This is a genomic window from Streptomyces sp. HSS9-12 (assembly GCF_054963655.1).
Genome location: NZ_JBUEGC010000055.1, coordinates 14,197 through 39,054 on the forward strand (window position 1 = coordinate 14,197; position 24,858 = coordinate 39,054).

The 24,858-nt window shown below is 72.4% G+C and carries 21 protein-coding genes, 1 tRNA gene and 1 pseudogene; 11 read left to right on the plus strand and 12 right to left on the minus strand.

From position 1 onward, the window contains the following. Positions 1-79: 79 nt before the first annotated feature. Positions 80-580 (plus strand): DUF3830 family protein, encoded by a 501-nt coding sequence (locus ACY34J_RS24415; protein WP_462728762.1) that lies wholly within the window; start codon positions 80-82, stop codon positions 578-580. 68 nt (positions 581-648) lie between these two features. Here ACY34J_RS24415 and ACY34J_RS24420 read toward each other — a convergent pair whose 3' ends face one another. Further along, positions 649-2,064, minus strand: coding sequence for an amidase (locus ACY34J_RS24420; RefSeq protein ID WP_462728761.1), 1,416 nt, complete (start codon positions 2,062-2,064; stop codon positions 649-651). Positions 2,065-2,077: 13 nt separating this feature from the next. Beyond that, positions 2,078-3,043 (minus strand): D-2-hydroxyacid dehydrogenase, encoded by a 966-nt coding sequence (locus ACY34J_RS24425; protein WP_462728760.1) that lies wholly within the window; start codon positions 3,041-3,043, stop codon positions 2,078-2,080. Between the two features lie 228 nt (positions 3,044-3,271). Between ACY34J_RS24425 and ACY34J_RS24430 the strand changes: the two genes are divergently transcribed. The 3 genes from ACY34J_RS24430 to ACY34J_RS24440 all read left to right on the plus strand — a co-directional run bounded on the left by ACY34J_RS24430 (position 3,272) and on the right by ACY34J_RS24440 (position 6,329). Then, positions 3,272-4,210 carry a maleate cis-trans isomerase family protein gene (locus tag ACY34J_RS24430; protein ID WP_462728759.1) on the plus strand — a complete coding sequence of 313 codons (939 nt, stop codon included), beginning with the start codon at positions 3,272-3,274 and terminating at the stop codon, positions 4,208-4,210. Positions 4,211-4,354: 144 nt separating this feature from the next. Next, positions 4,355-5,167 (plus strand): maleate cis-trans isomerase family protein, encoded by an 813-nt coding sequence (locus ACY34J_RS24435; RefSeq protein WP_462728758.1) that lies wholly within the window; start codon positions 4,355-4,357, stop codon positions 5,165-5,167. Positions 5,168-5,228: 61 nt separating this feature from the next. Beyond that, positions 5,229-6,329: an LLM class flavin-dependent oxidoreductase gene (locus ACY34J_RS24440; RefSeq protein ID WP_462728757.1), complete on the plus strand. Its 1,101-nt coding sequence runs from the start codon at positions 5,229-5,231 to the stop codon at positions 6,327-6,329. Here ACY34J_RS24440 and ACY34J_RS24445 read toward each other — a convergent pair. Continuing rightward, positions 6,302-8,149 (minus strand): putative bifunctional diguanylate cyclase/phosphodiesterase, encoded by a 1,848-nt coding sequence (locus ACY34J_RS24445; protein WP_462728756.1) that lies wholly within the window; start codon positions 8,147-8,149, stop codon positions 6,302-6,304. The two genes, ACY34J_RS24440 and ACY34J_RS24445, sit on opposite strands and share 28 nt — an antisense overlap. Positions 8,150-8,499: 350 nt before the next feature. Here ACY34J_RS24445 and ACY34J_RS24450 point away from each other — a divergent pair, with 350 nt between their 5' ends. Further along, positions 8,500-9,834, plus strand: a complete 1,335-nt coding sequence (locus ACY34J_RS24450) for a M6 family metalloprotease domain-containing protein (RefSeq protein WP_462728755.1) — start codon at positions 8,500-8,502, stop codon at positions 9,832-9,834. 93 nt (positions 9,835-9,927) lie between these two features. On the opposite strand, the gene ACY34J_RS24455 is transcribed toward ACY34J_RS24450, so the two are convergent. From ACY34J_RS24455 to ACY34J_RS24485, 7 genes and pseudogenes are all read right to left on the minus strand, one after another. Beyond that, positions 9,928-10,001: transfer RNA gene (locus ACY34J_RS24455), tRNA-Lys, on the minus strand. Positions 10,002-10,054: 53 nt separating this feature from the next. Then, positions 10,055-10,738, minus strand: a complete 684-nt coding sequence (locus ACY34J_RS24460) for a hypothetical protein (RefSeq protein ID WP_462728754.1) — start codon at positions 10,736-10,738, stop codon at positions 10,055-10,057. Positions 10,739-10,907: 169 nt separating this feature from the next. Then, positions 10,908-11,276: a hypothetical protein gene (locus ACY34J_RS24465; RefSeq protein ID WP_462728753.1), complete on the minus strand. Its 369-nt coding sequence runs from the start codon at positions 11,274-11,276 to the stop codon at positions 10,908-10,910. A 199-nt stretch (positions 11,277-11,475) separates the two neighbouring features. Next, on the minus strand, positions 11,476-12,834 hold the full coding sequence (locus tag ACY34J_RS24470) for an AAA family ATPase (protein WP_462728778.1): 1,359 nt from the start codon (positions 12,832-12,834) through the stop codon (positions 11,476-11,478). 65 nt (positions 12,835-12,899) lie between these two features. Further along, a complete protein-coding gene (locus tag ACY34J_RS24475) occupies positions 12,900-14,468 on the minus strand; it encodes a hypothetical protein (protein WP_462728752.1) in 1,569 nt (522 codons plus the stop codon). 238 nt (positions 14,469-14,706) lie between these two features. After that, positions 14,707-16,071 carry a hypothetical protein gene (locus ACY34J_RS24480; protein WP_462728777.1) on the minus strand — a complete coding sequence of 455 codons (1,365 nt, stop codon included), beginning with the start codon at positions 16,069-16,071 and terminating at the stop codon, positions 14,707-14,709. After that, positions 16,060-16,266, minus strand: a pseudogene (locus ACY34J_RS24485) (phosphatase PAP2 family protein); the annotation flags it as partial. The gene ACY34J_RS24480 and the pseudogene ACY34J_RS24485, both read right to left, overlap by 12 nt. A 103-nt stretch (positions 16,267-16,369) precedes the next feature. Here ACY34J_RS24485 and ACY34J_RS24490 point away from each other — a divergent pair. Next, positions 16,370-16,987 carry a histidine phosphatase family protein gene (locus ACY34J_RS24490; protein WP_462728751.1) on the plus strand — a complete coding sequence of 206 codons (618 nt, stop codon included), beginning with the start codon at positions 16,370-16,372 and terminating at the stop codon, positions 16,985-16,987. Between the two features lie 286 nt (positions 16,988-17,273). On the opposite strand, the gene ACY34J_RS24495 is transcribed toward ACY34J_RS24490, so the two are convergent. Beyond that, a complete protein-coding gene (locus ACY34J_RS24495; RefSeq protein WP_462728750.1) occupies positions 17,274-18,662 on the minus strand; it encodes a hypothetical protein in 1,389 nt (462 codons plus the stop codon). Positions 18,663-18,942: 280 nt separating this feature from the next. Between ACY34J_RS24495 and ACY34J_RS24500 the strand changes: the two genes are divergently transcribed. Both ACY34J_RS24500 and ACY34J_RS24505 read left to right on the plus strand, forming a co-directional pair. Then, positions 18,943-19,413 (plus strand): hypothetical protein, encoded by a 471-nt coding sequence (locus tag ACY34J_RS24500; protein ID WP_462728749.1) that lies wholly within the window; start codon positions 18,943-18,945, stop codon positions 19,411-19,413. Between the two features lie 82 nt (positions 19,414-19,495). Beyond that, positions 19,496-20,455, plus strand: a complete 960-nt coding sequence (locus ACY34J_RS24505) for a spermidine synthase (RefSeq protein ID WP_462728748.1) — start codon at positions 19,496-19,498, stop codon at positions 20,453-20,455. A gap of 13 nt (positions 20,456-20,468) precedes the next feature. Here ACY34J_RS24505 and ACY34J_RS24510 read toward each other — a convergent pair whose 3' ends face one another. Next, on the minus strand, positions 20,469-21,011 hold the full coding sequence (locus ACY34J_RS24510) for a hypothetical protein (RefSeq protein WP_462728747.1): 543 nt from the start codon (positions 21,009-21,011) through the stop codon (positions 20,469-20,471). Between the two features lie 88 nt (positions 21,012-21,099). Between ACY34J_RS24510 and ACY34J_RS24515 the strand changes: the two genes are divergently transcribed. The 3 genes from ACY34J_RS24515 (at position 21,100) to ACY34J_RS24525 (ending at position 24,831) form a co-directional block, all read left to right on the plus strand. Further along, entirely contained in the window at positions 21,100-21,789 is a 690-nt protein-coding gene (locus ACY34J_RS24515) for a response regulator transcription factor (RefSeq protein ID WP_462728746.1), read from the plus strand. After that, a complete protein-coding gene (locus ACY34J_RS24520) occupies positions 21,786-23,168 on the plus strand; it encodes a sensor histidine kinase (RefSeq protein WP_462728745.1) in 1,383 nt (460 codons plus the stop codon). Before ACY34J_RS24515 ends, ACY34J_RS24520 begins: the two co-directional genes overlap by 4 nt. 166 nt (positions 23,169-23,334) lie before the next feature. Next, positions 23,335-24,831 (plus strand): glycoside hydrolase family 18 protein, encoded by a 1,497-nt coding sequence (locus tag ACY34J_RS24525; protein ID WP_462728744.1) that lies wholly within the window; start codon positions 23,335-23,337, stop codon positions 24,829-24,831. Positions 24,832-24,858: the final 27 nt, after the last annotated feature.

The window sequence follows — 24,858 nt, forward strand, 5'->3', positions numbered from 1 at the left end:
TCATTTTGAGCCCAGGGAAGAAGTTGCGGACCGGCTGGGTGCGACGGTATTGCTCGCGTATCCGACGAGAGGACCCACGATGACCGACCGCTTCATCGACGTCTCGCTCGACAAGCGCGGAGTCCACTGCACGGCGAAGCTGCTGGACGATCGCGCGCCGATCACCTGTGACGCGGTGTGGAAAGCGCTCCCGCTGGGCGGTGACGTCTATCACGCGAAGTACGCGCGCAACGAGATCTACGCCCTCCTGCCGCCGTTCGCGCCGGCCGAACCACCGCTGGAGAACCCCACCATCACCCCGATTCCGGGTGACCTTTGCTACTTCACGTTCACCGACACCCAGCTGGGGACGGCCTCGTATGGGTATGAGGAGCAAGCCAAGCACCAGGGGCAGCGGCAGGTCGTCGACCTCGCGCTGTTCTACGAGCGGAACAACCTGCTGATCAACGGCGACGCGGGCTGGGTTCCCGGCATCGTGTGGGGCACGGTGGTCGAGGGCCTGGACCGGATGGCCGAGGCCTGCCAGGACCTCTGGCGCGCGGGAGCCCTCGGCGAAACCCTGAACTTCCGCCGGGCGTAGCGGCGTAGGCGCCCGCCGGCTTCCTTCCACCCGCGGCGGGCGCCTACGCCCCTGGTTAGGGCTTGCCCTCAGCCCGTGGCAGGGGCCGGCGGCCGGACGTCGGAGGCGACTCCCGCCTCGTACAGCGCGTGAGCCGCCCGCAGGACAACCCCGTCCGCATGGCGTGCGCCGATCAGCTGGACGCCGATCGGCAGCCCGTCGGCGTCCAGCCCGCACGGTACGGACGCCGCCGGCTGCTGCGTCAGGTTGAACGGATACGTAAACGGTGTCCAGCCCGTCCACCGCGTATGGCCGGACCCCTTGGGCACCTCCGCACCCCCCTCAAACGCGGTGATCGGCAGCGTCGGCGTCACCAACAGGTCGTACGCGGCATGAAAGCGCCCCATCGCCTGCCCGAGCGCCATCCGCACGTCCACGGCGGCCAGATAGTCCAGTGCGCTGTACCGAGCGCCCTGCTCGCAGATCTCCCGCAGCCCCGGGTCGAGCAAGTCCCACTGCTCGGCGCCGAGATGCTGCACCACCCGTGCAGCGCCGCTGAACCACAGGGTGTGGAAGGCCTCCACCGGATCGGCGAGTTCGGGGTCGGTCTCCTCGACATGCGCCCCCAGCTCCGCCAGCAGCTCCACCGCTCGCCGCACCGCCGCGGCCACCTGCGGGTCCACGGCCACCTGGCCGCCCAGGCTGGGGGAGTACGCGACCTGTAGCCCGGCGACACCGCCCTCCAGGCCGTCCCGGAAGCTCCCGGGCGCCGGCCCCAGCTGTGACCAGTCCCGCCAGTCCGGGCCCGTGATCACATCCATCAGCAGCGCCGCGTCCCGCGCGTCCCGGGTCATCGGGCCGACGTGCGCGAGGGTGCCGAACGGGCTCGCCGGGTAGAGGGGAACCCGCCCATAGGTGGGTTTGAGCGCGAAGATCCCGCAAAAGGCCGCCGGGATACGCACCGAGCCGCCGCCGTCCGTCCCCAGGCTCAGCGGCCCGGTCCCGAGCGCGACCGCCGCCGCGCTGCCGCCGCTGGAGCCGCCCGCGGTGCGCTGCGGATCGTACGGATTGCCCGTCACGCCGTGCCGCGGGCTGTCCGTGACGCCCTTCCAGCCGAACTCGGGGGTGGTCGTCTTGCCGAGGAACACCGCGCCGTGCTCGCGCAGCCGGGCCACGGCGGGTGCGTCCTCGTCCCACCCCTGGCCGTCGGCCCGTACGGTCAGCGAGCCGCGCAGCGTGGGCCCGCCGCGCTGCAGCAGGATGTCCTTCACCGACACCGGTACGCCGTCCAGCAGGCCCAGCGGCTCGCCGCGGCGCCGACGCTCCTGGGACGCGGCGGCGCGCGCGAGGGCGTCCTCGGCGTCCACCCGCACAAAGGCGTTGATGGCGGGGTCCAACCGCTCGATCCGGTCCAGCGCGGCTCGGGTGGCCTCCACCGGGGAGAACGCACCGGAGGCGTAGCCCGCAAGGAGTTGTGTCGCCGTCAGATCAGCCAGGTCGGACATCGGGCCTCCAAAGTCAGCGCACCGGTACGTAACCGAGTTTCTTGTCCACCACGTTGAACAGCGGCTCACCCGCGGCCCAGCGGTCGAAGTTGTCCATGAACTGCTCGGCTAGGGCGTCCCGCCAGCCCACCGTGTCGCCGCTCATATGGGGTGACACGAGCAGGCCCGGGACGTCCCACAGTGGGCTGTCGGGCGCGAGCGGTTCGCTCTCGAACACGTCCAGGGCCGCTCCCGTGATGGTCCGCTCGACCAGGGCATCGACCAGGTCCTTCTCGACCACCAGGGGGCCGCGGCCCACGTTGATGAAGTGCGCCGCGGATTTCATCCGGGAAAAGGTTGAGGCGTCGAACATGCCTCGGGTGTCGTCCGTCAGCGGGGCCGCGCACACCACCCAGTCGGCTGATGACAGCAGGCCGTGCAGGGCCGCGCTGCCGTGCACCCGCCCGAACTCGGCGTCATCCGTGCGCTCCGTACGGCCGACGAGGTCGACGCCGATACCCAGGGCCGCGAGGGTACGGGCGATGGCACGCCCGATCGGCCCGGAGCCGACCACCACGGCCCGGCTCCCGGCCAGCCGCATCGTCTCCCGGTGCCGCCAGCGTCGCTGCCGCTGCAGCTCCCAAGTACCCCGAAAATCCTTGGCCATAGCGATCACCAGACCGGCGACGTACTCGGCGATCGGCTGCTCGAACACGCCCCGGGCGTTGGTCAGCACGGTGTCGGAGGCGACGAGCTCGGGGCTGAGCAGCCGGTCGACCCCGGTGCTCGCGGTGTGCACCCAGCCCGGCCGCGGGCCGCTGCCGGGCCAGGCGTCGCGTACCGCGTCGGAGGTGAAGTCCCAGACCAGCAGGGCGTCGGCGGTCGGCAGCAGCTCGGGAAGGGAGCGTTCGTCGCTGAGCACGACGCGGACCTGGCCGGCCAGCCGGTCCAGTCGCGGCGCGGGGTCGGTGCCGAGGACAAGAAGGGTTCTTCCGGACATGGGCGGGAAACCGTTTCGATACGTAGGTCCGCTTGGCTCAGAGCCTGCGAGCGGCGGCGATGAGCCGCCTGAGATGCGAGGATTGACCACGCTAGGGAGCGGAAACTACCTTCGTCAACACAGACATTTTGTCCCGACGTCCCGGCGCGCTCCGGCTTTCGTTCTCTGTGGCCAACGGCCGCTTTCGGGGCCCTTGGCGCAGCCCTCCGTTTTGTATTGGGGCTAGACATGGACGTCTCCTTTCTGGGTGGCCCACGCCCGCAGCGCGGTGTGGGCGTCGTAGCGCCGTTCGACTTCGCACTCGATCGTGAGCTGTGGCGGTGGGTGCCGGACGACGTCTCGCTGCATCTGACCCGGACGCCGTTCGTCCCGGTCGAGGTCAGCCTTGATCTCGCCCGTCTGGTCAGTGAACACGAGACTCTGCGGGAGGCCGTGCGGGCGTTGTGCGCGGTGTCGCCGGAGGTCGTTGCGTACGCCTGCACCTCCGGCAGTTTCGTCGGCGGGATGGCCGGTGAGCGGGTGATGTGCGCGGAGATGGAGCAGGCGGGCGAGGTGCCGTCGCTGACCACCTCGGGCGCGATGCTGGCGGCGCTGCACGATCTCGGCGCGCAGCGGATCGCGCTGGTGACCCCGTACACCCAGTCGGTTACGTCTGCCTTGGAGGACTACCTGGCCGAGGCGGGCATCGCGGTGACCGGGCGGGCGTACCTAGGGCTGACCAGGCACATCTGGAAGGTGCCGTACCGGGATGTGGTGGACATGGCGCGGCAGGCGGCGGTCGGCTCCGCTGACGCGCTGTTCATCAGCTGCACCAACCTGCCGACATACGACGCGATCCCGCAGCTGGAGGCGGAGTTGCGGATGCCGGTGCTGTCCGCGAACCAGGTGACGATGTGGGCGGCCCTGCGATGGATCGGGGAGCAGGCGGTGGGGCCCTACCAGGCGCTGCTGGACCCGGTGGCCAGGCGCGGGCCCGCGGCGATGTCGTCGTCGGCGGGGGAGCCGGGGCTGGAGCCGCGGGTGGAGCCGGGGCTGCCCGGTGAGCGGGGCGAGCCTGAGGCGGCGCTCGCAGGGCCGGCGCCGGCGGGGCCGGAGGGGGATGCGGGCGATGGATTGTTCGACGCGCCGCCGTACCCCGATGATCCGGGCGGGCCGGCACCCGCCTGACGCTGTTCACCCGTTCGGGTGAAGGGCGGGATGGAACCTCGACCGTCTCGGCGGTGTATTCACAGCAGATCGCCCGCCCGCCGCTTCCGGGTGGGCGGAAAGCGAACCCCCCGCGCTGAGGGGGGCCGGCAGAGCGAGGTGGAGATGACAGGTGGGGCGGGGACGCCAGCAGCCGATGCGGCCGCCGTGGGTTTTCTGTACCCCGGGTTCTCGGCTGAGGACGACTATCCGAGGCTGGAGCACATGCTGGCCGCCGGGGTGCGGCTGCCGCTGGTGCACACGGACATTGGCGAGGACGCGCACCGGGTGGACGCGCTGCTGGAGATGGGGGCGGGGGCCCGGCTCGCCGCCGGGGTTGAGGAGTTGAAGGCCCTGGGTGCGCAGGCGGTCGTCTGGGCTTGCACCAGCGCGAGTTTCGTCTACGGCTGGGAGGGTGCGCAGGAGCAGGTGCGGGAGCTGTCCCGTACGGCCGGGCTTCCCGCGTCCAGTACGTCCTTCGCCTTCGCCCATGCCATACGGGCCCTGGGTGTGGGCCGGGTCGCGATCGCCGCCACCTACCCCGAGGACGTCGCCGAGCTCTTCACGGCCTTTCTGAAGACGGCGGGCGCGGAGGTCGTCTTGATGCGCGGCAGCGGCATCATCACAGCGGCCGAGGCCGGCACCTGGAGGCGCGATGAGGTGCTGGAGCTGGCCCGGGCCGGGGACCACCCGGAGGCCCAGGCCGTGCTGCTGCCCGACACCGCGCTGCATACGGCGGCGTATCTCACCGAGTTGGAGGCGGAGCTGGGCAAGCCAGTGCTCACGGCCAACCAGGTCACCGTGTGGGAGGGGCTGCGGCTGCTGGGCCGCTCGGTGGTGCGCACCGGCCTCGGCGCGCTCTTCGCCTCGCACGAGGTGTTCAACGGCTCCGGTGGGGAACCCGGCCCCGTGACGTCGGGACCACCCATACGGGAATGACCGGAGAACCTCTCCGGTTGACTTTTGCCGCAGGCAGATCAACCAGGGAGGCGGGCCAGGCATGGCCAAGCGGAATGACACCATACGCGGCGTGGCTGAGGGGACCGCTCCGGTGCCGTTGTCGGTGCTCGACCTCGCGACCGTCGGCAGCGGGCTGACCGCGACCGACGCGCTCCGGACCAGTGTCGAACTGGCCCGTAGTGCCGAGCGGCTGGGCTTCCACCGCTTCTGGGTCGCCGAGCACCACTCCATGCCCGGGGTCGCCAGCTCCTCCCCGGCGGTCATCCTCGCGTACCTCGCCGCGCACACGGAGCGGATCCGGCTCGGCTCCGGCGGTGTCATGCTGCCCAACCATGCGCCGCTGGTCATCGCGGAGCAGTTCGGCACCCTGGAGGCTCTGGCTCCGGGCCGGGTCGATCTCGGACTGGGCCGGGCGCCGGGCACCGACGGGGCCACCGCCGCCGCGCTGCGTCGCACCGACCGGCTGCAGGAAGGCGCTGACGACTTCCCGCAGCAGCTGGCCGAGCTGACCCGGTTCCTGGACGACGACTTCCCGGACGGGCATCCGTACCGGCGTATCCACGCGGTGCCGGGGCCCGTCCAGGGCACCGTGCCCGGCGGGGTGCAGTCGCCCTCCCGCCCGCCGATCTGGCTGCTGGGCTCCAGCGGTTTCAGCGCCCGCCTCGCCGGGATGCTTGGCCTGCCCTTCGCCTTCGCGCACCACTTCTCCGCCGCCAACACCATCCCGGCGCTCGACCTCTACCGCGAGAGCTTCCGCCCCTCGGAGGTGCTCGACGAGCCATACGCGCTCATCGGTGTCTCCACGCTCGCGGCGGAGGACGAGAAGGAGGCCCGCCGCCAGGTGCTGACGGGTGCGCTGGCGATGCTCCAGCTGCGCAGCGGCCGCCCCGGGCTGATTCCGACACCGGAGGAGGCCGAGGCGTACGCCTTCGGACCACTGGAGCGGGAGTTCGTCGACCGCTGGCTGTACAACGTCGTGCACGGCACGCCTGACGCGGTGCGCGACGGGCTTGACGGCCTGGCCAAGCGGACCGGCGCCGACGAGCTGATGCTCACGACCAACGCCCACACCCCGCAGGCCCGGCTCCGCTCCTGCGAGCTGATCGCCCGCGCCTACGAACTACCCGGCGCCGCAGGCTGACCGCCCGCGGACAGCAGCGCAGGGACACAATCCGGCGGCACCGGCCGCGAGTAGAACCACCCCTGGCCGGTGTCGCAGCCGATCCGGCGCAGGCGCAGCGCCTGCTCCGCGCTCTCCACGCACTCCGCGATCACCGTCAGCCCCAGCCGGTGCGCGAGCTGCACCAGTGCCTCGACGATCGTCTCGTCGGCCGGGTTGGGATGTTCCTCGTCCTGGAACCCGCGGACGAACGAGCCGTCGAGCTTCAGCACGGATACCGGCAGCCGGCTGAGATAGGCGAGGTTGGAGTAGCCCGTCCCGAAGTCGTCGATGGCGATGGAGACGCCCATGTCGCTGAGCGCTTGCAGGGCCTGCAGCGGTCGGCCCGCGGAGCCCATCACCGCCGACTCGGTCAGCTCCAGCTGCAGAAGCTCGGGCGGCAGCCCGGTCTCCTCCAGGATCCCGGCGACATCCCTGACCAGATCGGAGTCCCACACCTGTCGTACGGCCACATTGACGCTCACGAACACCGGGGCCTCGGGGTGCTCCATCTGCCAGTGCCGCGCCTGACGGCAGGCGTCCCGCAGCACCCAGCGGCCGAGCTCCACGATCGAGCCGTTTTCCTCCGCCAATGTGATGAACCGATTCGGCGCCAATGTGCCCAACTGCGGGTGCTGCCACCGCACCAGCGCCTCCACGCCTTGTACGGCCCCGTCGCCCAGCCCCACCAACGGCTGGTACTCCAGCGTGAACTCGCCGCGCTCGACGGCCGGCCGCAAGGTGCTGGAGAGCGTCTGCCGCGTCATCCGGTGGGCATTGCGCTCGGGGTCGAACAGCGTCCAGCGGGCCTTGCCGTCCGCCTTCGCCCAGTACAGCGTGGTATCGGCGTCCTGTACCAGCTCTGTCGCCGTGGTCCCGTTGATCGTCCGCTCGACGACGCCGATGCTCGCCGAGACCGACAGCCGCTGCCCGGCCAGGTCGAACGGCCGCTGCAGCGCGGTGAGTACGGACCTGGCCAGCTCTGCCAACTGCTCGGTCCCGGTGGAGTCCTCCACCAGGACCGCGAACTCGTCGCCGCCGAGCCGCGCCACCAGATGGGCGCCGCGCCTGCCGAACCACGACTCGTCCGCGCAGTGCGTCAGCCGCTGGGCGACGGCGCCGAGCAACTGGTCGCCGACCCGGTGGCCGAGCGTGTCGTTGACGGCCTTGAAGCCGTCCAAGTCGAGGTAGCACAGCCCGATCCGGCCCGTCCCGCCGCTGCACCCGTCAGGCTCCAGTGCGGCTGAGAGCCGTTCGAAGAAGAGGGTGCGGTTGGGCAGCCGGGTCACCGGGTCGTGCATCTGAAGATGCCGCAGCCGCGCCTGCAGGTCGCACCGGTCGCTGATGTCGCTCACCGACAGCAGGACGCTGCCGCGGCGGCTGTCCGCAAGCGGCACGACCGTGACCTCGGCCCACCGCGACTGGCCCTCGGGGTTCTTGAACCGGCGGGTGCAGCGCAGCCGGTCGCTGCGGCCGTCCAGCACCTCGTGGTAGGCGGCCCAGGTCTGGGAGTCGCGGCCGAGGTCGACGAGTTCGGCGGCCGGCTGGTCGGCGAGCCCGGAAGAGTCGGTCCCCAACAGCGCTCCGAACGCTCGGTTGGCGGTGATCACCAGGCCGTCGCGGCCGACGACGGCCATGGCGAGCTGTGCCGAGTCGAAGGCGGCCTGCACATCACGCGGTCTCGGTCCGGACCCGTCGGCTCCGGGATCCGCGCAGGCGTTGCCGAGCGCGGGACTACGGTCTGTGACCGTGGGCAGTGTGAAGCCGGGCGCGGAGCCGGGCCCGTCGGGGGATTCACTCACCACTCGCTCCCGCAGAGCATTCGCCTTGTACAGATCTCATGGAGGTGTCGGGCCGACGGCGGATGACCGCCATGAGGGGGCTCCGCGCTGGAAATGTGGCGATCATAGAGGTTGTTGTGACTGCCGTTCCAGTAACCCAACCGTGATCTTCGGCACCTGCGACCCGCCTTCGATCGCTTCTGCGCGACTCCGCACAACGCTGTTTTCTTACTGACCGGTTGTGACGTTCTGTTATCGTCCGAGGTGGTGCGCTGCTCACTCGACCGGGCCACCGGAACAGGGCATACCGCGAAAAACCCACACAGGGTGGGTGAGGTATCCCATTCCATGCCCGGGAGGAGGAGGTCGACGTGCTGCGTCCGCAGACACCCGAGGGAGTGGACCGGGCGTGGCTGCGCAGCGCCGCTGCGGCCTTCACCTCCCTCACCGCGATGATCGCCACATCGCTCGTTGCGGGCCCTGTCTCGGCCGCCTCGGCTGCCGGTCCCTGCGGGCTGGAGCGGACCTCGGCGCACCACTCCGAGGGGGTGGACACCTGGAACGCGGGCTATCCCCGGCCGCTGGGCAAGCTCCACGCGGCGATGATCTTCCTGTCCTTCCCCGGCTCGAAGCCGCTGGTGACGCCCGAGGAGCTGGCCGCCGACTACTTTCCGGCCACCACCCACTTCTTCGAGCGCGCCTCCTACGAGAAGTTCACGCTCAGGGCGCACGCGCTGCGCGGCTGGGTGCGTATGCCGAAGCGGGCCTCCGCGTACAGGGTTCGGCGGGACTGGGACACGCGGCTGCGCACCGCCTATCTGAAGGACGCGGTGGACGCTGCCGACAGCCAAGTGGACTTCTCCCGCTACGACGTTGTGTACCTGGTCGCGGACCCCGACGCACCGGGAGTCGACTCCGACGCGACAAAGGTCGTCAACTTCGACCGGCCGCTGCGGGTGGACGGCGTGGACCTGCGCAGGCTGGTCACCGTCTTCGAGCAGCACCCGCCGGACCAGAACGTCCTCGCCCACGAGACCGGCCATCTCTTCGACCTGCCGGACCTCTACAACCGGCCCAAGAACGGCACTGGCGACTGGGACACCCACGTCGGCGACTGGGACCTCATGGGCAGCCAGTTCGGGCTGGCTCCAGAACCCCTCGGCTGGCACAAGTGGAAGCTGGGCTGGCTGGACCGGGACCAGGTCGACTGCGTCGACCGGGACGGCAGGAGCGTGCACACGATCGACCCGCTCGTCGCGCCGGCTCCGTCCGCCCGTCGCTACGGCGCGGGCAAGAATTCCGGCGGGGGTGCCGCCTCGGGCGCGGGTTCGGCCGTCGCCGCGGGCGCCGGTGGAACCGCTGCCCCGGAGCTCGGCGGGAAGCGGCTGCTGGTCGTGCGCACCGGAGCGACCACCGCGCTCGCGATCGAGGTGCGTGAGGCGAACGGCAACGACGCCGAGACCTGTACCGAGGGCGTCCTGGTCTACCGGGTACGGGCCGGGGTCCCTTCCGGCAGCGGGCCGATCGAGGTCCTCGACGGCCATCCGGGCTCCGAGGACTGCCGCGGCGCCTCGGTCTACGCGCCGCTCGCGGACGCGCCCCTGGGCGTGGGCGAGCGGCTGACCGACCGGGACAGCGGGGTGGCGGTGGATGTGCTGGGCATGGACGGGACCGGAGGCTGGACGGTACGGGTCACCCGGCCGTGAATTCCCAGCGGCCCCGCCCGGAAAAAGGCCCTGCAATGACACAGGGCTTTCTCGCGAGAACGAGAAAGCCCAGGTCAACGGTGGAACCGTGAGTGCGCCGCCAGGGACTCGAACCCCGGACCCGCTGATTAAGAGTCAGCTGCTCTAACCAACTGAGCTAGCGGCGCCCGACGTGGAAGACATTAGCACCCGGATCCGGAAGAACGAAAATCCCTGCACCTCAGACGGGGGCCAGGGCGGTTTCGGCGGTCCCGCGGACCCGGTCCGGGGCCGGTGAGACGCTGCGAGCGGCCTGAACGCAGGCCCACAGCAGCACCTCGGTCCCCGGCAGCCACGGATGCCGCACATCCGGGGCCACCAGCCAGCGCGACACCGCCCGCTCCGCGGCCGGATCCTCGCCGTCCTGCGGCGGCCTGCACGGAGCGTGCAGCGGCGGGACGGTCACGGCGTCGCCCGTACCGTGGCACAGCAGCGGCGGGACCGCGCCGGCTCCGGCCCGCTGTTCCCCTGACCTCGTCGGGGGGTCGCCCACCCAGTCGAGCAGTGCGGGCAGCCGCTGCGCGGTGCCGGGAGCCGCGAAGATCAGCATCCGGCCGCGGTGCACCGCCACGGGTCCGGTGCCAGGCCCGGCGGACCACAGCCGGTCCACCATCCGTCGGCCGAAGACGATGGGCGCGTTCACCACGTCGAAGAGCGTCCCGCACGGCAGCACGCCAGGGGCGCTGGGTCGGGCCGGCCAGAGGGTGAGCGTGCCGGGGGGAAACGGATCGGCCGAGGCGAGCCAGTCGGCCCCGGCGGGCGTGACCTGGGCAGCGGTGTGATGGACATCACCGCGGAGGGCGCTGAGTACCTCCATGCGGTGGTGGGTTTCCAGGTGCCGGGCGTTCCGCTGCGCGCTACTCATGGCACCTACACGTACTGGGGGCGCCGATGCCGGATCAGGGGATTGCCGGAAATCGGGACAGGCCGGGGCGAGATCGAGTATCGTCCGCTCCCCGCATATGCCAACGGCCCATGGTCATCGTCATGGGCCGTGGCGTCGTACCCGCCACGGGGCCGTATCCAAGCCTCGTTCAGTGGGCGGCCGAGCCCCCGTCGCGCTGCAGCTCACGCCCGAACTCGATCATCTTTCGGGCGTAGTCCTCCGACCAGTCCGCCCGCTCTCCGATGTCCGCGGGAGACAGCCGGTCGAATCGTGCGGGGTCCGCGAGCTGCGCCGCCGCGAGCGCCTGGTACTCCGTCGCCCGGTCAGCCGCCGCCTGGAAGGCCACCGCCAGCTCCGTGGACCGGGCCAGCAGCACCCCAGGATCGTCGAGCGACTCAAGATCGAAGAAGTGCTCGGGGTCCGCCGCTGCCTGCGACGGTTCGAAGAGCAGCGGTGCGGGCCTGAGCCGCCGCGACCCGCTGTCGCGGGGATCGGGAGCCGACTGCGGCTCGGACATGGACACGCCTCCAGGCTGTTTCGGTGTTGCTCCAGACGCCCTTCCTGTGGAGCCCTTCTGATGTCCCCGGACCTCACCCAAGAGGGGGAACGAGTTCCAGTATTGCCCATGGGCGCGGAGGGCCGTAGCGCCCCTCATCCGGGGAGCGGCCGGGCCGGGACCGCCAAATTGGGCCGTGAGGCCGGGTGAGGTCGCCGGGCTAACTGGGCCGCCAGGGCACGGTGTGCTCGGCGAGGTGCGAGAGCACGGCGTGGTTCGCCTCCCAACCGTCCGGAAACTTCACGGTCACCCCGAGCTGCACCGGCTCGGTCGACGGATGCTCGTCCAACAGCTCCACCACACCCGCCCGGCACACCACGATGCATGCGTGCCGATGCCGGGACGCCAGCACGCACAGCCGCCCCGTCTCCAGGTGGAAAGCCGTCGCATCCGGCCGGCCCGACAGCGGGTGCAGCACGACCGTCACATCGAACTCCCGCCCCTGCAGCCGGTTCGCGGTGTCCACGGTCACCCCCGCCACCCCCACCTCGGCAAGGGCCGCACGCACGGCGGCGGCCTGGTCCCGGTGCGCCGTGCCGACCGCGATCCGGTCGGCCGTCAACGGCACCGGCTCCGGCGACCGCTCACCGGTCGCCGCACCACCGCGGTCCAGCAGCCGCCGCACGACCTGGGCCACGGCCCGTACGGCCTCCGGGTCCGTGCGCGGCGTGTGCCGGGCGGGCAGCTCCAGCAGCCCCCAGCCCGACTCGGCGGCCTCGTCCAGCACCCGGTCCGCGGCCGAGCCGTCCGACCGGACGCCGAAGGACAGCCGCCGGTCGGCGTGGTCCGTGCCGCTGCGGAACGGGGTGTACGGGTAGAAGGCGTCCGAGACCAGCGGCGCCGCCGACGCGGGCAGCCGCCAGGACACCGGCAGCCGGTGCTGCGGCAGCCCGGGGTTGTGGGCGAGCAGGGTGCTCACCGCGCTGGCCGACGGGTCGTACGACAGGCCCGCCCACTGCTCGGCGCCCACCACGCTGAACGGGTCCAGCTGACCCGGGTCGCCGACGAACAGCGCCCGCTCGAAGAGCCCGGCCACCGCCAGCAGCGCGTCCGACCGCATCTGGTACGCCTCATCGACGATCGCGTGCCCCCACGGCTCGAGGTTCTTGGTGTGAGCCCACTTGGCGGCCGTCGAGACGACGATGTCCAGCCCGGCCAGGTCAGCGATCTTGGCGGACGTACGGACCGAGGGATGGCCGTCGAGCACCGGGTCGTACGGATGGGGGTCATTGCTGTGCAGCCGGCCGACCGGGAGGTCCGGGTCCGCCGTGGCCAGCCGGTCCACCAAGTCGTCCACCTGGGCGTTGGTCTGCGCGACCACCATCAGCGGGCGCCCGGCGGCGGCCAGTTCACGCGCGGCGCGCACCACGAGGGTCGACTTGCCGGCGCCCGGCGGCGAATCCACGACCACGCCCCGGTGCGCGCCGTGCAGGGTGTCCCGCAAGATCGCGTCCGTGGCGCGCGCGGCCGCGGCCGCGGGGTCGAAGTCCGCCTCCTGGCTCTGCCGGGCGCCCGGGATCCCGCCCGCGTCCTGCCTTCCGGTCTCCTCGGGCTCTCCGGTCTCGCGGGCCTCTCGGATGCCGGTCACAGATAGTCCTCCGGGGTCAGGGGATCGGGGCCGTCGAGGTGGTCCGCGCCGGAACCGGTGCCCGGCGGGCCGCCGTGCGTCCACGGCGTCTGCTCGGGGTCGGGCAACTCGGGCCCGCCGCGCGGGGTGTGCTCGAACAGCGTCCAGCACACGCGATCGCCGACCTCTGGCACCGACCCCTGCTCCGGCACCTTGCCGCGGCCCATCCCGCCCGTCAGCCGGACGACCAGCGCACCCCGCTCGTACGACACGAACTCGCCGGTCTGGGTCCTGCCATCGGCCAGGGCCCGGTACACCTTCGCCCGCTCCGACAGGTGCGGACTGTCCTCCGTCCGCACCGTGACCAGCGGCCGCGGCCGCGGCACCTTCGCCTCGCTGTACGCCATCACCACCTGGGTGACCTCGCCCGCGAACGCCTCCCCGGCCAGCCGCCGCTCCGCCATCACCAGCGGGTCGTCCAGCGCCTCCTGAGCCTCGAGCAGCGCCTGCGCCGTCTCGCGCGCCGCCAGCTTCTGCGCGGCGGTGACCGCGTCATCCCGCTTCGGCTGCGGCGGCTCCCCGGCCCGCACCCGATCGCGGTGACCGGTGTACGACCAGCGGTCCCGCTTCCACCGGTCGGCGACATGGGCGCCCTCCGGCAGGGCCCGCAGCAGGTCCACCCCCCGCCACAGGGCCTCCCAGGCCGGCCGCAGCTGTGAGGCGATGAGCTCCCGGATTTCCGCCTCGGCGCGGTCGATGGCCGGGCGGTCCCCCGCCGTGCGGGCCGCGTCGAAGCGCGCCATCGCGGGCGACAGCAGCCTGTTGTCGAAGACCGGATCGGTGGCCGGGCCCGCGGGCGGGCACACCAGCAGCCCGTCCGGTCCGCGCTCCAGCTCGGCGCGCAGCGCGGCCTGCGCGCCCGGCTCACCCTCCGGCGGGTCGATCCACGCGAGCAGCGCCCCCAGGTGCTGGTCCTCCAGATTGCTCTGGCCCGTGGCCCAGTGCCGGCCCAGCAGCTCCGTGAGCGAGAGCAGCAGCGAGGAGCCTGGGACCCGGGACCGCTCGCCGTAATGCGTCAGCCAGCGGCCGAGCAGCGGCACCCGCGCCGGAACCGGATGGGGCGTGTCGGGGTCCTGCTCGGCGGTCCGGCGAAAGCGCATGGACCGGCCGAGAAGGCGGACGAACTCCACGCCGCCGGCGCTCGGCACCAGCAGTTGCGGCGCATCCGTGCACAGCTCGACCTCGACCGGCACCTTCTTGCCCGTCTCCGGGTCGGTCTCCTTGCGCTCCTCGACCTGGACGTTGTCCGCGTAGGACTCGAGATACGGCAGCACGGTCTCGGCCAGCTCGGCCAGGAACGCGAACCGCAGGTCGCGGTCGCGCGGCTGGGGCACGACGAGCAGGCGCGGTGCGTCGCGGCCGGTGCCGACCAACGCGCCGAGCGGTGCGCCCGCCTCGCCGGCCGTCGTCAGCGGGACGAACGCCAGGGGCCGCTCCGACAGATGCCGGTGCCGCACGGTGGCACGCGGCTGAGCCCGCCCCGCGCGTACGGCCTCCAGCCGGGCCAGCGTGGTGATCAGCGACATGCGGCCTCCGCTCCGAGGAGACCCGCCTCGCCGCGCCGGAGGTCGGGATCGAAGCCTGGGGCAGACCCCGGCAGGCTCGGGGCACGGGCGGGCATTGCCGGCCCGGCAGGGCCCGCCGTGGCCTCGCCGCTGGACGCGGCCGTACCGGTGGTCCGGAGCGATACGCGGCCGGAGCCCGGGCCATGCGGGCGTCGGCCGTCCAGGGCGGGAGCCGGGCGTACGGACAGGCGCCGGGGAGTCAGCCGCACGACGCACCCCCTGAGGCGGCCAGCGCTTCGGCGCGCAAGGCAGCGGCGCGGCGCAGAGCCGCCACCGCGGGATCGGCGGCCTGGCCGACGGGGTCGTTGGCGCTTCGGGAGCCGTCCGAGTTCAGGGCCGCTGCGAGCACGGCCTCGAAAGTGGTCAGACCGCCGAGCTCGCCGCGCACTCCGCGGCCCAGCGTCTCCACCGCGCCCGCCGCCCGCGCCCGCTCCCGGCAGTGGAAGGCCAGTTCGCACGCGGCCAGGCACTCGGGCGAGTACGCCGCCCCCACCACGTCCACCGCCTGGGCAAGCTCCTCCGCCGGTCGCGTCGCCGTCTTGCCGTCGTCCGACAGCCGCAGGTCGAAGGTGATGTCGTCCGGCAGAGAGGCGGCGATCTCCTCGACCCGCGTGAGCCGCCCGAGCTGCCGCCGGGTGACGGACAGCTGCTTGCGCACATCCACGGGCTCGGCGGTGGGGAGGTTGGAGAAGTCCTTGGGACACACCAGCAGAACGGTGTGCCGGGGCCGGCCCGCGGCGGCACCAGCCGGCCCATTGCCCTCGGCATGGTGGACCGCAGCCAGCCTTTCGAGCGCCAGGACGTACACCGCGGCCTGCCGGGCCGCCGCGCCGACCTTCGCCGCGTCCGCCGCGCCGTCCACCACGGGGAAGGACTTCACCTCCACGACCGTCCAGCTGCCGTCCGGATGCACCGCCACGGCGTCGGGCTCCAGAAAGGCGGGGGATCCGGCCACGTCCAGCGTCACCATCGGGTGGAACAGCACCGACCAGCGCCCGGCGGCGGTCGCCTCCCGCAGCGCCAGGCTCGTACGGGCCACCCGGCCGTGCGGCCCGGGGGCCGAGAGATCAGGTACGTCCACCTCGCCCGGCTCGGGCGCCGGCGCGCCGCTGTCGAGCCGCTCGTGCAGCAGCCGCATCAGCTCGGCGCCGCCGTCCGCCTGTACCCGTGCCTCGAAGGCGTTGCCGCGCACGAACGCGAACTGCGACTGGCCGAAGGTCGCAGGGGCGCCCAAGGCCCGTGCGAGCGCCCCCTTGTCCACACCAGCGCCGTCGAGAAGGGCGCGGCGCCGGCAGCCGGGATTGGCGGCCAGGGCGGCGAGGGCGCGGGCGTCGAGCGGGTGCGGTGCCGCCGTGGGTCCGCGCAGCTCAGCGAGCCGCTGCCGGAGCGCCGTCGTCGGCTGCGGCAGGGCCTGCGGTGGCGGTGCCGTCGGAGCGGCCGCCACGGGTCGGCTGTCGAAGGATCCGTTCACCCGCCGAAGTCTCGCATCCCGTACTGACAACCGAGGCCGTTCCGCTGTCAGCCGGTGCGATCGGGGCGGTGGGCCGGGGCGGTACTGCGCCATGGTGTCGACGAAGCCGTGGCCGGCATCGAGCAGACGGGGCGGGCACGTCGGGACGAGGGTGAAGCCGACCAGGGCGATCACCGTGGAGCGCAACAGCCAGGTGCGGGCGGCGCGGTAGTGCGCGGGGCGCCGTTTCCAGAGCCACACCAGGACCGCGGGGGTGACCAGGTAGTGCAGGGAGGCGTAGGCGAAGTCGTTGTGTGCGGTCGGTAAGACGCGAAGATCGCGCCCCAGGTTGTCCGGCGATCGCCTGCGCGATGATGGAGACAACAGGCCCTATCCCGGCGAGAGGTACGCCATGGCTCCGCGCATCCTGCTGGCCCGGCACGGGCAGACCGAGTGGTCGCTGCTCGGCAGGCACACCGGGCGCACCGACGTTCCGCTCCTGGACACGGGCCGGCGCGACGCCGAACTCCTCGGTGAGCGGCTGCACCGCCCGCCGTTCGACACCCTCGCCGACTCCGGTGTCGAAGTCCGTACGAGCCCGCTGGCGCGCGCCTCGGAGACCTGTGAGCTGGCCGGGTTCGGCAGCCTCGCCGAGCCGTGGGACGTGCTGATGGAGTGGGACTACGGCGCGTACGAGGGCCTGACCGCCGCCCAGATCCGCGCCGAGCGGCCAGGCTGGCTCATCTGGCGCGACGGTGTGGTGGACGGTGAGACCCTGGCGGAGCTCGGGCGCCGGGCGGACGCGGTGGTGGAGTGGGCGCGCACAGCCGACCGCGACGCGCTGGTCTTCGCCCACGGCCACATCCTGCGCGCCGTCGCCGCGCGCTGGCTGGGCCACGAGGTCTCCTTCGCGGCCCGGATCAGGCTCGACCCGGCGTCCCTGTCAGTACTGGGCTGGGCGTACGGGGAGACGGCGATCGACACCTGGAACGACACGGGGCACCTCGCCGGTGTGGCCGCTCCGCGCTAGCGGATGCCTGCCGCGCGCGAGGCGTGCCGTGGACACCTCGCGGTGAGGCCATTCGCGCTGGCGGGCTGACCAGTCGCTGCAAGAGGCCGCCTCGTTGGCGGGCTGGGCCCGTTGGCCGGGACGGCACTTTCGGGGGCCCGCTCGCCCGGCGCTCGGCGCCGGGTTTTTTCCACCCACCCCTTGAAAGGGGTGGGTGGGGAAGCCGCGCAGCGGCGGTACGGGTGGCAAAGGGGTGTTGGCGGCCGACGTGGGGAGGCCAGGGGTGGCCCTCTGCAGGAGTCGGCGGCTACGCCGGGGCCGAGGTGAGGGTGTGGCGTTCCAGGAAGGCGGCCACCGGCGCTGACCGTTCGAAGGGCCGCAGCAGGAACGCCGTCTCGTCCAGCATTCCGCGGATGCGGGCCGACTGGACCTGGTCGAGCAGGCCCAGTACCCGCCCGCCCGCGTGTGCCGCCTCATCCGCGGCCCCACTGCGCGCCAGGTTTCCCGCCAACTCCGCAGTGAACAGGGCGAGGTTCCGTGTGAAGTGCGGATCCTGGAGCGCCGCCGCCCGGCGCGCGTGGTCCGCCGCACGCCCCCACTCGCCCAGTGCCGACCAGCACTGCGCCTCAAGCCCTTCCAGTTCGGCCTCGCCGTAGAAGGACATCCACTCCGGATCGGAGTCCGACGGCTCGCGGGCGAACAGCGCCTGGGCGCGCAGGAGCGACTCCTCGCAGCCCTTGCGGTCGCCGAGCGCGGCCCAGCCGCCCGCCTCGCGCAGCGCCACCAGCGACAACAGCCGCGAGGACGACAGGTGTCTGGCGGCCCGCTCCGCCGCCTGGGCGGCGCGTACGGCTTCGCGCGGGCGGCCCGCGTCCCGTGCGAGGAAGGCCGTGTTGCAGAACGCGTGCGCTTCCAGCGCGGGGTCGCCGGCCACCCGCGCCGTGGCGAGGGCCTCGGCGTAGTGGGAGCGCGCGTCCGCGACGCGTCCCGAGTCGTGTGCCAGCCAGCCGACGGAGATGGCGAGTTCACCCACTCCGGTGTGCAGCCGGTCGTTCGTCGACTGGCGCCGCGCGCCCGCGTCAAGCAGGGCGTAGGCGGCGCGCAGCGGCCGCGCCGCACGCCGGTACAGACCCTCCGCGCCGTGCCGGTCGTCGAGTAGCCGGATACGGCGCACGGCCTCCTCGACGGCCGCCGCGTCGGACTCTTCGGCGCGCCGCTGCGGGCGGGGGGAACCAGGCGAACCGAGCCCCAGGGACCTGGCCGCCACGGCGGCCGAGCCGCCGGTCATGAATGCGCGACGCAGCACGTCGCTCTCCTCGTGGATGGTGACTGGTGGTTCTGGGCCGGCCTCGGGCGCGGGGGGCGCATTGCCGCTCGCGTGCGCCCTCCGCCCGCGGACCGTATCGCGCGGTGAGAAGCCCATGTCGCCGAGCGAGTGACCCGGAAACATGTGCCGAAACACCCGCTCGTACGCGTAGTTGGGGCAGCGGATCTCCCCGGACTCGACGCGCCCGATGTAACGGGCGTCGCACGAGACCTGCTCGCCGATGTCGCGGGCCGCGCGCCGTACGGCGGCCGCGAACTCCCCTGGCGAGAGCGAGCCGCGCAGCTGCCGGAAGGCCGTGTTCGGCCGTGGCGTGCGGTGGGCGCCGAGGGCTCCCGAGGACGATGACGAAGACGCTGGTGGCGACGCCATGGCCGAGACCTCTCCCCTGCCGTTGCAGCCGCCCCGTGAGGGACGGAGATCGTGCTGCCAACTCCGGCGCGATGGGCGCCGTGTCGGCGAGGCACGACCGTACCGGCTGTGACACACCTGAGACCCACTGTTTAGCTACAAAGCGGATATCTCACCCACCATCTGCCATGAACTGCCATCCTTTGCGGCGGCGTGCCGCCGTAGCCAGTTGACGCCGAGCGGCGTTGAACCCCGTGGAGAAGGAGCGACGCGGCTCACTTCGGAGGAGGGGTTCCCCTTGATGGAGGCCGGCGTGGACACCAGTGACTCGCGGACGACTGCCCAGCAGCGCCCCGCCTCGGACGACAACGCGGTCCCGCCCGGCGCCGAGCCCTGCGACCTGGTGACCGTGCCGGCCCGGCAAGGCCTGGAGGCCGTCGACATCCTGCGGCGCGGCGGGGGAGCGGGCCTCCCCGCGGCGGGCGCCGGAGGCGGCGGCGTCGGAGCCGTGCTCCACGACGGCAGCTGTGACACCCTCGGCTTCCTTGTCCCGCCCGGCACCGCGGCCGGCTGGGACCTGCCGGGCAGCGCCTGTACCGAGACGTTCGGGCGTGGAGTGCCGCTCGCCGACGCCGCCGAGCCGCCGGTCGCAGGCACCGGCTGGCTCGTGCCCCCGGGCGAGGACGCCGACGCCGTCACCGACCCGGCTGTGCTGCGGGCGGCGCTCGGCGAGGCGGCTCGCATGATCGAGGCCGCCGACCGCTGCTTCTGACCCGCGCACGCCCTGCTGACCTGCACGGGCGCTGCCCGGACACCGGCGCACAGCAGCGTCTGCCCCCGGGGATACTGGGGGCATGGCGAAGGGCGGACGGCGTGCGGGCGGGGCGCGCGCCCGTACCCGCGAGCCGGTCACCGAGCAGGTGGACGGCGGACCCGCCGAACTCGTACGCGGACGGCGTGCGGGCGGGGCGCGCGCCCGTACCCGCGAGCCGGTCACCGAGCAGGTGGACGGCGGACTCGCCGAACTCGTACCCGACCGCGAGCGGCCCCGGGCGTGGACCCTGCTCATCGACGGTGCCCCGCAGTCCCATGTGGACCTCGACGATCCGGCCCATCTGGACTTCGCCTACCAGCGCCGCCTCGGCCACATCATCGATCTCGCCGCGCCGCCCGGCCGTCCCGTGCAGGCGCTGCACCTGGGCGGCGGCGCCTTCACCCTGGCCCGCTATGTGGCGGCGACCCGGCCGCGCTCCACCCAGCAGATCGTGGAAGTGGACGCCCCGCTGGTCCAGTTCGTACGACGCACGCTGCCCCTTGAGCGCGGCTGGCGCATACGCGTGCGCGGCGGTGACGCCCGCGCTGGGCTCGGCAAGGTGCCCGAAGGCTGGGCGGATTTGATCATCGCGGACGTGTTCAGCGCGGCCCAGACGCCCGCCCATCTGACCAGCGTCGAATTCGTGACGCAGGTGCGGCGGGCCCTGCTCCCCGGCGGCTTCTACGCCGCGAACCTCGCCGACGGGCCGCCACTGGCGCATCTGCGCGCCCAAATCGCCACCGTGCGGACGGTCTTCCCGGAGCTGTGTCTGGTGGCGGAACCGGCCGTGCTGCGCGGGCGCCGCTTCGGCAACGCCGTACTGCTGGCCTCCGACCGCGAGCTGCCCATCGCCGAACTGACGCGGCGCGCCGCCGTCGATCCGTATCCCGGCCGGCTGGAACACGGGCGGGCGCTGCTGGACTTCACGGGCGGCGCCGCCCCGGTCCGCGACGCGACCGCACTGCCCTCGCCGGTACCTCCGGACGCCGTCTTCGAGTAACCAAGCCCGGCGGTCACTCGGCGATCTGGACGGTCGGCGGGTGCCCGTTCCAGGTGCAGAACACCGACGTTGTGCGGTCACCCGAGGTGAAGTTCACCCGGATCCACTCGGACTGCTTCCACACCTGCATCTGCCAGCCCGAGTTGGGCGTGGCCGTCACCAGGCTGGCTGAGTACTCGCCCAGGTCGAACGCGACCCGTCCACCCGTGACGGTGTAGCTCTTCACATTCCCGCTGGAGGAGGTCGCCGGGGCAGGCGGGCGGCTCGGAGCGCTGCTGCGCGACGGCTCGGCGGTCCTGCTGGGTGTCGGCGTGCGGGAGGTGGGCGCCGGCGGGGACGACGGCTTCGGGCGCCTGGTCGATGACGCCTGCGGCTCGGCTGCCCCGTCCGCCGTGGCGTCCGAGCTCGCGTTCGCGGGTATGGGGAGCGCGGGCGGCGGGTCGTACGCCGTACCGGCCATCACCGTGTGGACGCCCCACCACGACAGCGTGACAGCGGCGCCCGTGGCGAGCGACCAAGCTGTGGCGTGAACCAGTCCTCGATGCACGTCGCTCATATTGCCCCATGGCTCCGCCGGTGCGAACCGGTCTCGAGCAGACGGCCACTCAGGACGCGGGTCACCCGTATGGCGTACGGTGCCGCGCATGGCAAGTGTGCTCGTCGTCGAGGACGACCAGTTCGTACGCTCCGCCCTGATCCGTCACCTGAGCGAGGCGTCCCACGCCGTACGCAGTGTCGGTACGGCCCTTGAGGCGCTGCGCGAGGTGGCCCACATCGGCTTCGACGTCGTCATCCTCGACCTCGGCCTGCCCGACCTCGACGGGTCGGAGGCCCTGAAGATGCTGCGTGGCATCACCGACGTTCCGGTGATCATCGCGACCGCCCGCGACGACGAGGCGGAAATCGTCCGGCTGCTCAACGACGGCGCCGACGACTACCTGGTCAAGCCCTTCTCCGTCGAGCACTTGTCGGCCAGGATGGCCGCCGTCCTGCGCCGTGCGCGCGCGTCTTCGGGCGGCGAGCGGCCGTCGCGTGTCCTGCGCGTCGGCGGGCTGTCGATCGACCCGCTGCGGCGCCAGGCCGAACTGGACGGCATACCCCTGGACCTGACGCGCCGCGAGTTCGACCTGCTGGCCTTCCTCGCGGAGCGGCCCGGTGTGGTCGTCGCACGCCGGGAGCTGCTCACCGAGGTGTGGCAGCAGTCCTACGGTGACGACCAGACCATAGACGTGCACCTGTCCTGGCTGCGCCGCAAGCTCGGCGAGACGGCGGCCAACCCCCGCTATCTGCACACCCTGCGCGGTGTCGGAGTCAAACTGGAGCCCCCGCTGTGAGGTGGGCACTGGTCAAAGTGTCCCTGGCCATCACCGTGATGGTCGTGGTCGCCTTCGCCATACCGCTCGGACTCGTCGTCCAGGAGATGGCCCGCGACCGCGCATTCACCAACGCCGAGCGCCAGGCCGCCACCATCGGACCGGCCCTGGCCATCACCACCGACCGCGAGCAGCTGGAGCGGGCCGTCGCCAGTACGCAGGCCGGGGCGGAGGGCCGGATGGCCGTGCACGTACCGGCCGCGGGCGGGGGCACTGTCGAGATCGCCGGACACCGGTCCCACGAAACGGAGATGGCCACCGCGAGCCGCCTTGGCCGCGCCTCCATCTCCCCGGTGCCCGGCGGATTCGCGCTGCTCCAGCCGACCGCCGTCGCCTCGGGCAAGGTCGCCGTCGTCGAAGTCTTCGTACCCGAACGCGAGGTCAGCAACGGCGTGACCACCGCCTGGCTGGTGCTCGCCGGGGTCGGCCTCGCGCTGATCGTGGGCTCGATCGCCGTAGCGGACCGGCTCGGCACCCGGTTGGTCCGCCCCGCCGAGCAACTGGCCGATGCCGCCCAGGAGCTGGGCGAGGGAAAGCTCGGGGCGCGCGTGCCCGAGGAGGGGCCCACCGAGCTGCGGTCCGCGGCCATCGCCTTCAACTCCATGGCCGACCAAGTGGTTCAGCTGCTCGCCAACGAGCGTGAGCTGGCCGCCGACCTGTCCCACCGGCTGCGCACCCCGCTGACGGTGCTGCGGCTCAACGCCGCGTCGCTGGGCGACGGTCCGGCCGCCGAGCAGACCCGGATGGCCGTCGCCAAGCTCGAGGGCGAGGTCGACCAGATCATCCGTACCGCGCGCGAGCAGAAGCCGCAGACCCAGGGACCGCCCGGAGTGGGTGCCGGCTGTGACGCGTCCGATGTGATCCGCGAGCGCATGGACTTCTGGTCGGCGCTCGCCGAGGACGAGGGGCGCAAGGTTTGGCTCGCGGGGGTGGAGCGGCCCGTACGGGTCCCGGTGGCGCGCCCCGAACTCGCTGCCGCGCTCGACGCGATGCTCGGGAACGTCTTCCGGCACACCCCCGAGGGCACGGCCTTCGCGGTGGACGTGTACAACGCCGACGACGCGGTGATCGTGCTGGTCTCCGACGCCGGTCCCGGTATCGCGGACCCGGACGCGGCGCTGCGGCGCGGCCACGGCGACGGGCGGCCGGGCTCGACCGGTCTCGGACTCGACATCGTGCGCAGGGTCGCGGAGTCGACGGGCGGGGACCTGCGGATCGGGCGCTCGGTGCTGGGTGGCACGGAGGTACGGGTCTGGCTCGCGCTCGACGGACGCCGCCCGTGGGTGGGCCGCCGGGGGCAGCGCGTGGTGCGCCGCAAGCGCGCCAAGGCGGGCAAGTGACCCTCGCCCCGGGATTGGTGTGGACCATTAATCGGTGCCGATACAGCCCTTAAGGGCGCCATAAGAACGCCTGCCGCCGCGCCATTCCGGGCTTTTGCCGGTTTCCGTCTCGCTAGCGTGCTGCCCCACCGCACCACCCCCCGCACACAGCAGAGGCAGGCACGCGATGAGAAGGACGCACAGGCGTACGGTGACCCGCAAGGCCAAGGTGATCGGCATGGTCGTCACCGCGGCCGTCGTCGGCGGCGCCGGGTTCGCACTCGCCGGGACGGCGCAGGCCGCCTCGGTCGGCGCCGCGTACACCAAGACGAGCGACTGGAACAGCGGTTACACCGGGCAGTACGTCCTGAAGAACGAGTCGGACAAGGCCCTGTCCGACTGGACGCTGGAGTTCGACCTGCCGGCCGGCACGAAGATCAGCTCGCTGTGGAACGCCGAGCACACGGTGAAGGGGCAGCACGTCACCGTGAAGCCCCCGCGCTGGGGCGGCGAGATCGCCCCGGGCAAGTCCCTCGACATCGGCTTCGTCGCCGTCTCCAGCGGTTCCACCACGAAGGCGGGCGACCCGACGGGCTGTTTGATCAACAATGTGAAGTGTTCGGTCGACGAGGGCCCGACCCCGGAGCCGAGCGGCCGCCCCACCGGTCAGCCGTCCCCGACCGCCTCTGCGACCCCGACCCGGACGGCGACGCCGACAGCGGCCCCGACGAGCACACCGACGGCCACGCCGACGCCCGCCGAGCCGGACCCGGGCTCGGGCTCCGCCGCCGGCGCGGGCTTCGCCCCGTACGTCGACACCTCGCTGTATCCGGCCTTCGACATCGTGGGCACCGCGAAGAAGACAGGGGTCAAGGAGTTCAACCTCGCATTCGTCACCTCCGGCGGCGGTTGCACGCCCAAGTGGGGCGGGGTGACCGACCTCGGCAGCGACGCGGTGGCCGCCAAGATCGGTGACCTGCGGGCCGCCGGCGGCGACGCCCGGGTCTCCTTCGGCGGTGCGTCCGGCTCCGAGCTGGGTCTCGCCTGCTCCTCGGCCTCCGACCTCGCCGCCGCGTACGGCAAGGTGGTGGACACCTACAAGCTCACCAAGGTCGACTTCGACATCGAGGGCGCCGCGCTGCCGAACACGGCCGCCAACACCCGCCGCGCCCAGGCCATCGCCGAGCTGCAGAAGAAGCACCCGGGGCTCGATGTGTCCTTCACCCTGCCGGTCATGCCCACCGGGCTCACCCAGGACGGCGTCAACCTTCTCGCCGACGCCAAGAAGAACGGTGTGAAGCTCTCCGCCGTCAACATCATGGCGATGGACTACGGGCCGGCCTTCAGCGGCGACATGGGCCAGTACGCGATCGAGGCCGCCACAGCCACCCAGGGCCAGATCAAGAGCGTCCTGGGGCTGTCGGACGCCGCCGCGTGGAAGACCGTCGCCGTCACCCCGATGATCGGCGTCAACGACGTCACCACCGAGGTCTTCAAGGTCGACGACGCCACGCAGCTGGTGAAGTTCGCCGAGTCCAAGGGCCTGGGATGGCTGTCGATGTGGTCCGCGACCCGTGACAAGCAGTGCCCGGGCGGGGCGCAGAACTCGGCTCAGGCGACCTGCAGCTCGATCGTCCAGGACGACCTCGCCTTCACCAAGGCGTTCGGCGCCTACAAGGGCTGACGCCTCCCAGAACCGCCACCCCCTAGC

Bases quoted from the DNA above. Each gene is read 5' to 3' on its own strand.
- ACY34J_RS24515 (WP_462728746.1), top strand. From the start codon at position 21,100: ATGGCAAGTGTGCTCGTCGTCGAGGACGACCAGTTCGTACGCTCCGCC.
- ACY34J_RS24510 (WP_462728747.1), bottom strand. From the start codon at position 21,011: ATGAGCGACGTGCATCGAGGACTGGTTCACGCCACAGCTTGGTCGCTC.
- ACY34J_RS24495 (WP_462728750.1), bottom strand. From the start codon at position 18,662: ATGGCGTCGCCACCAGCGTCTTCGTCATCGTCCTCGGGAGCCCTCGGC.
- ACY34J_RS24480 (WP_462728777.1), bottom strand. From the start codon at position 16,071: ATGGCGCAGTACCGCCCCGGCCCACCGCCCCGATCGCACCGGCTGACA.
- ACY34J_RS24435 (WP_462728758.1), top strand. From the start codon at position 4,355: ATGACAGGTGGGGCGGGGACGCCAGCAGCCGATGCGGCCGCCGTGGGT.
- ACY34J_RS24425 (WP_462728760.1), bottom strand. From the start codon at position 3,043: ATGTCCGGAAGAACCCTTCTTGTCCTCGGCACCGACCCCGCGCCGCGA.
- ACY34J_RS24500 (WP_462728749.1), top strand. From the start codon at position 18,943: ATGGAGGCCGGCGTGGACACCAGTGACTCGCGGACGACTGCCCAGCAG.
- ACY34J_RS24420 (WP_462728761.1), bottom strand. From the start codon at position 2,064: ATGTCCGACCTGGCTGATCTGACGGCGACACAACTCCTTGCGGGCTAC.
- ACY34J_RS24505 (WP_462728748.1), top strand. From the start codon at position 19,496: ATGGCGAAGGGCGGACGGCGTGCGGGCGGGGCGCGCGCCCGTACCCGC.
- ACY34J_RS24460 (WP_462728754.1), bottom strand. From the start codon at position 10,738: ATGAGTAGCGCGCAGCGGAACGCCCGGCACCTGGAAACCCACCACCGC.
- ACY34J_RS24415 (WP_462728762.1), top strand. From the start codon at position 80: ATGACCGACCGCTTCATCGACGTCTCGCTCGACAAGCGCGGAGTCCAC.
- ACY34J_RS24465 (WP_462728753.1), bottom strand. From the start codon at position 11,276: ATGTCCGAGCCGCAGTCGGCTCCCGATCCCCGCGACAGCGGGTCGCGG.
- ACY34J_RS24475 (WP_462728752.1), bottom strand. From the start codon at position 14,468: ATGTCGCTGATCACCACGCTGGCCCGGCTGGAGGCCGTACGCGCGGGG.
- ACY34J_RS24525 (WP_462728744.1), top strand. From the start codon at position 23,335: ATGAGAAGGACGCACAGGCGTACGGTGACCCGCAAGGCCAAGGTGATC.
- ACY34J_RS24440 (WP_462728757.1), top strand. From the start codon at position 5,229: ATGGCCAAGCGGAATGACACCATACGCGGCGTGGCTGAGGGGACCGCT.
- ACY34J_RS24430 (WP_462728759.1), top strand. From the start codon at position 3,272: ATGGACGTCTCCTTTCTGGGTGGCCCACGCCCGCAGCGCGGTGTGGGC.
- ACY34J_RS24490 (WP_462728751.1), top strand. From the start codon at position 16,370: ATGGCTCCGCGCATCCTGCTGGCCCGGCACGGGCAGACCGAGTGGTCG.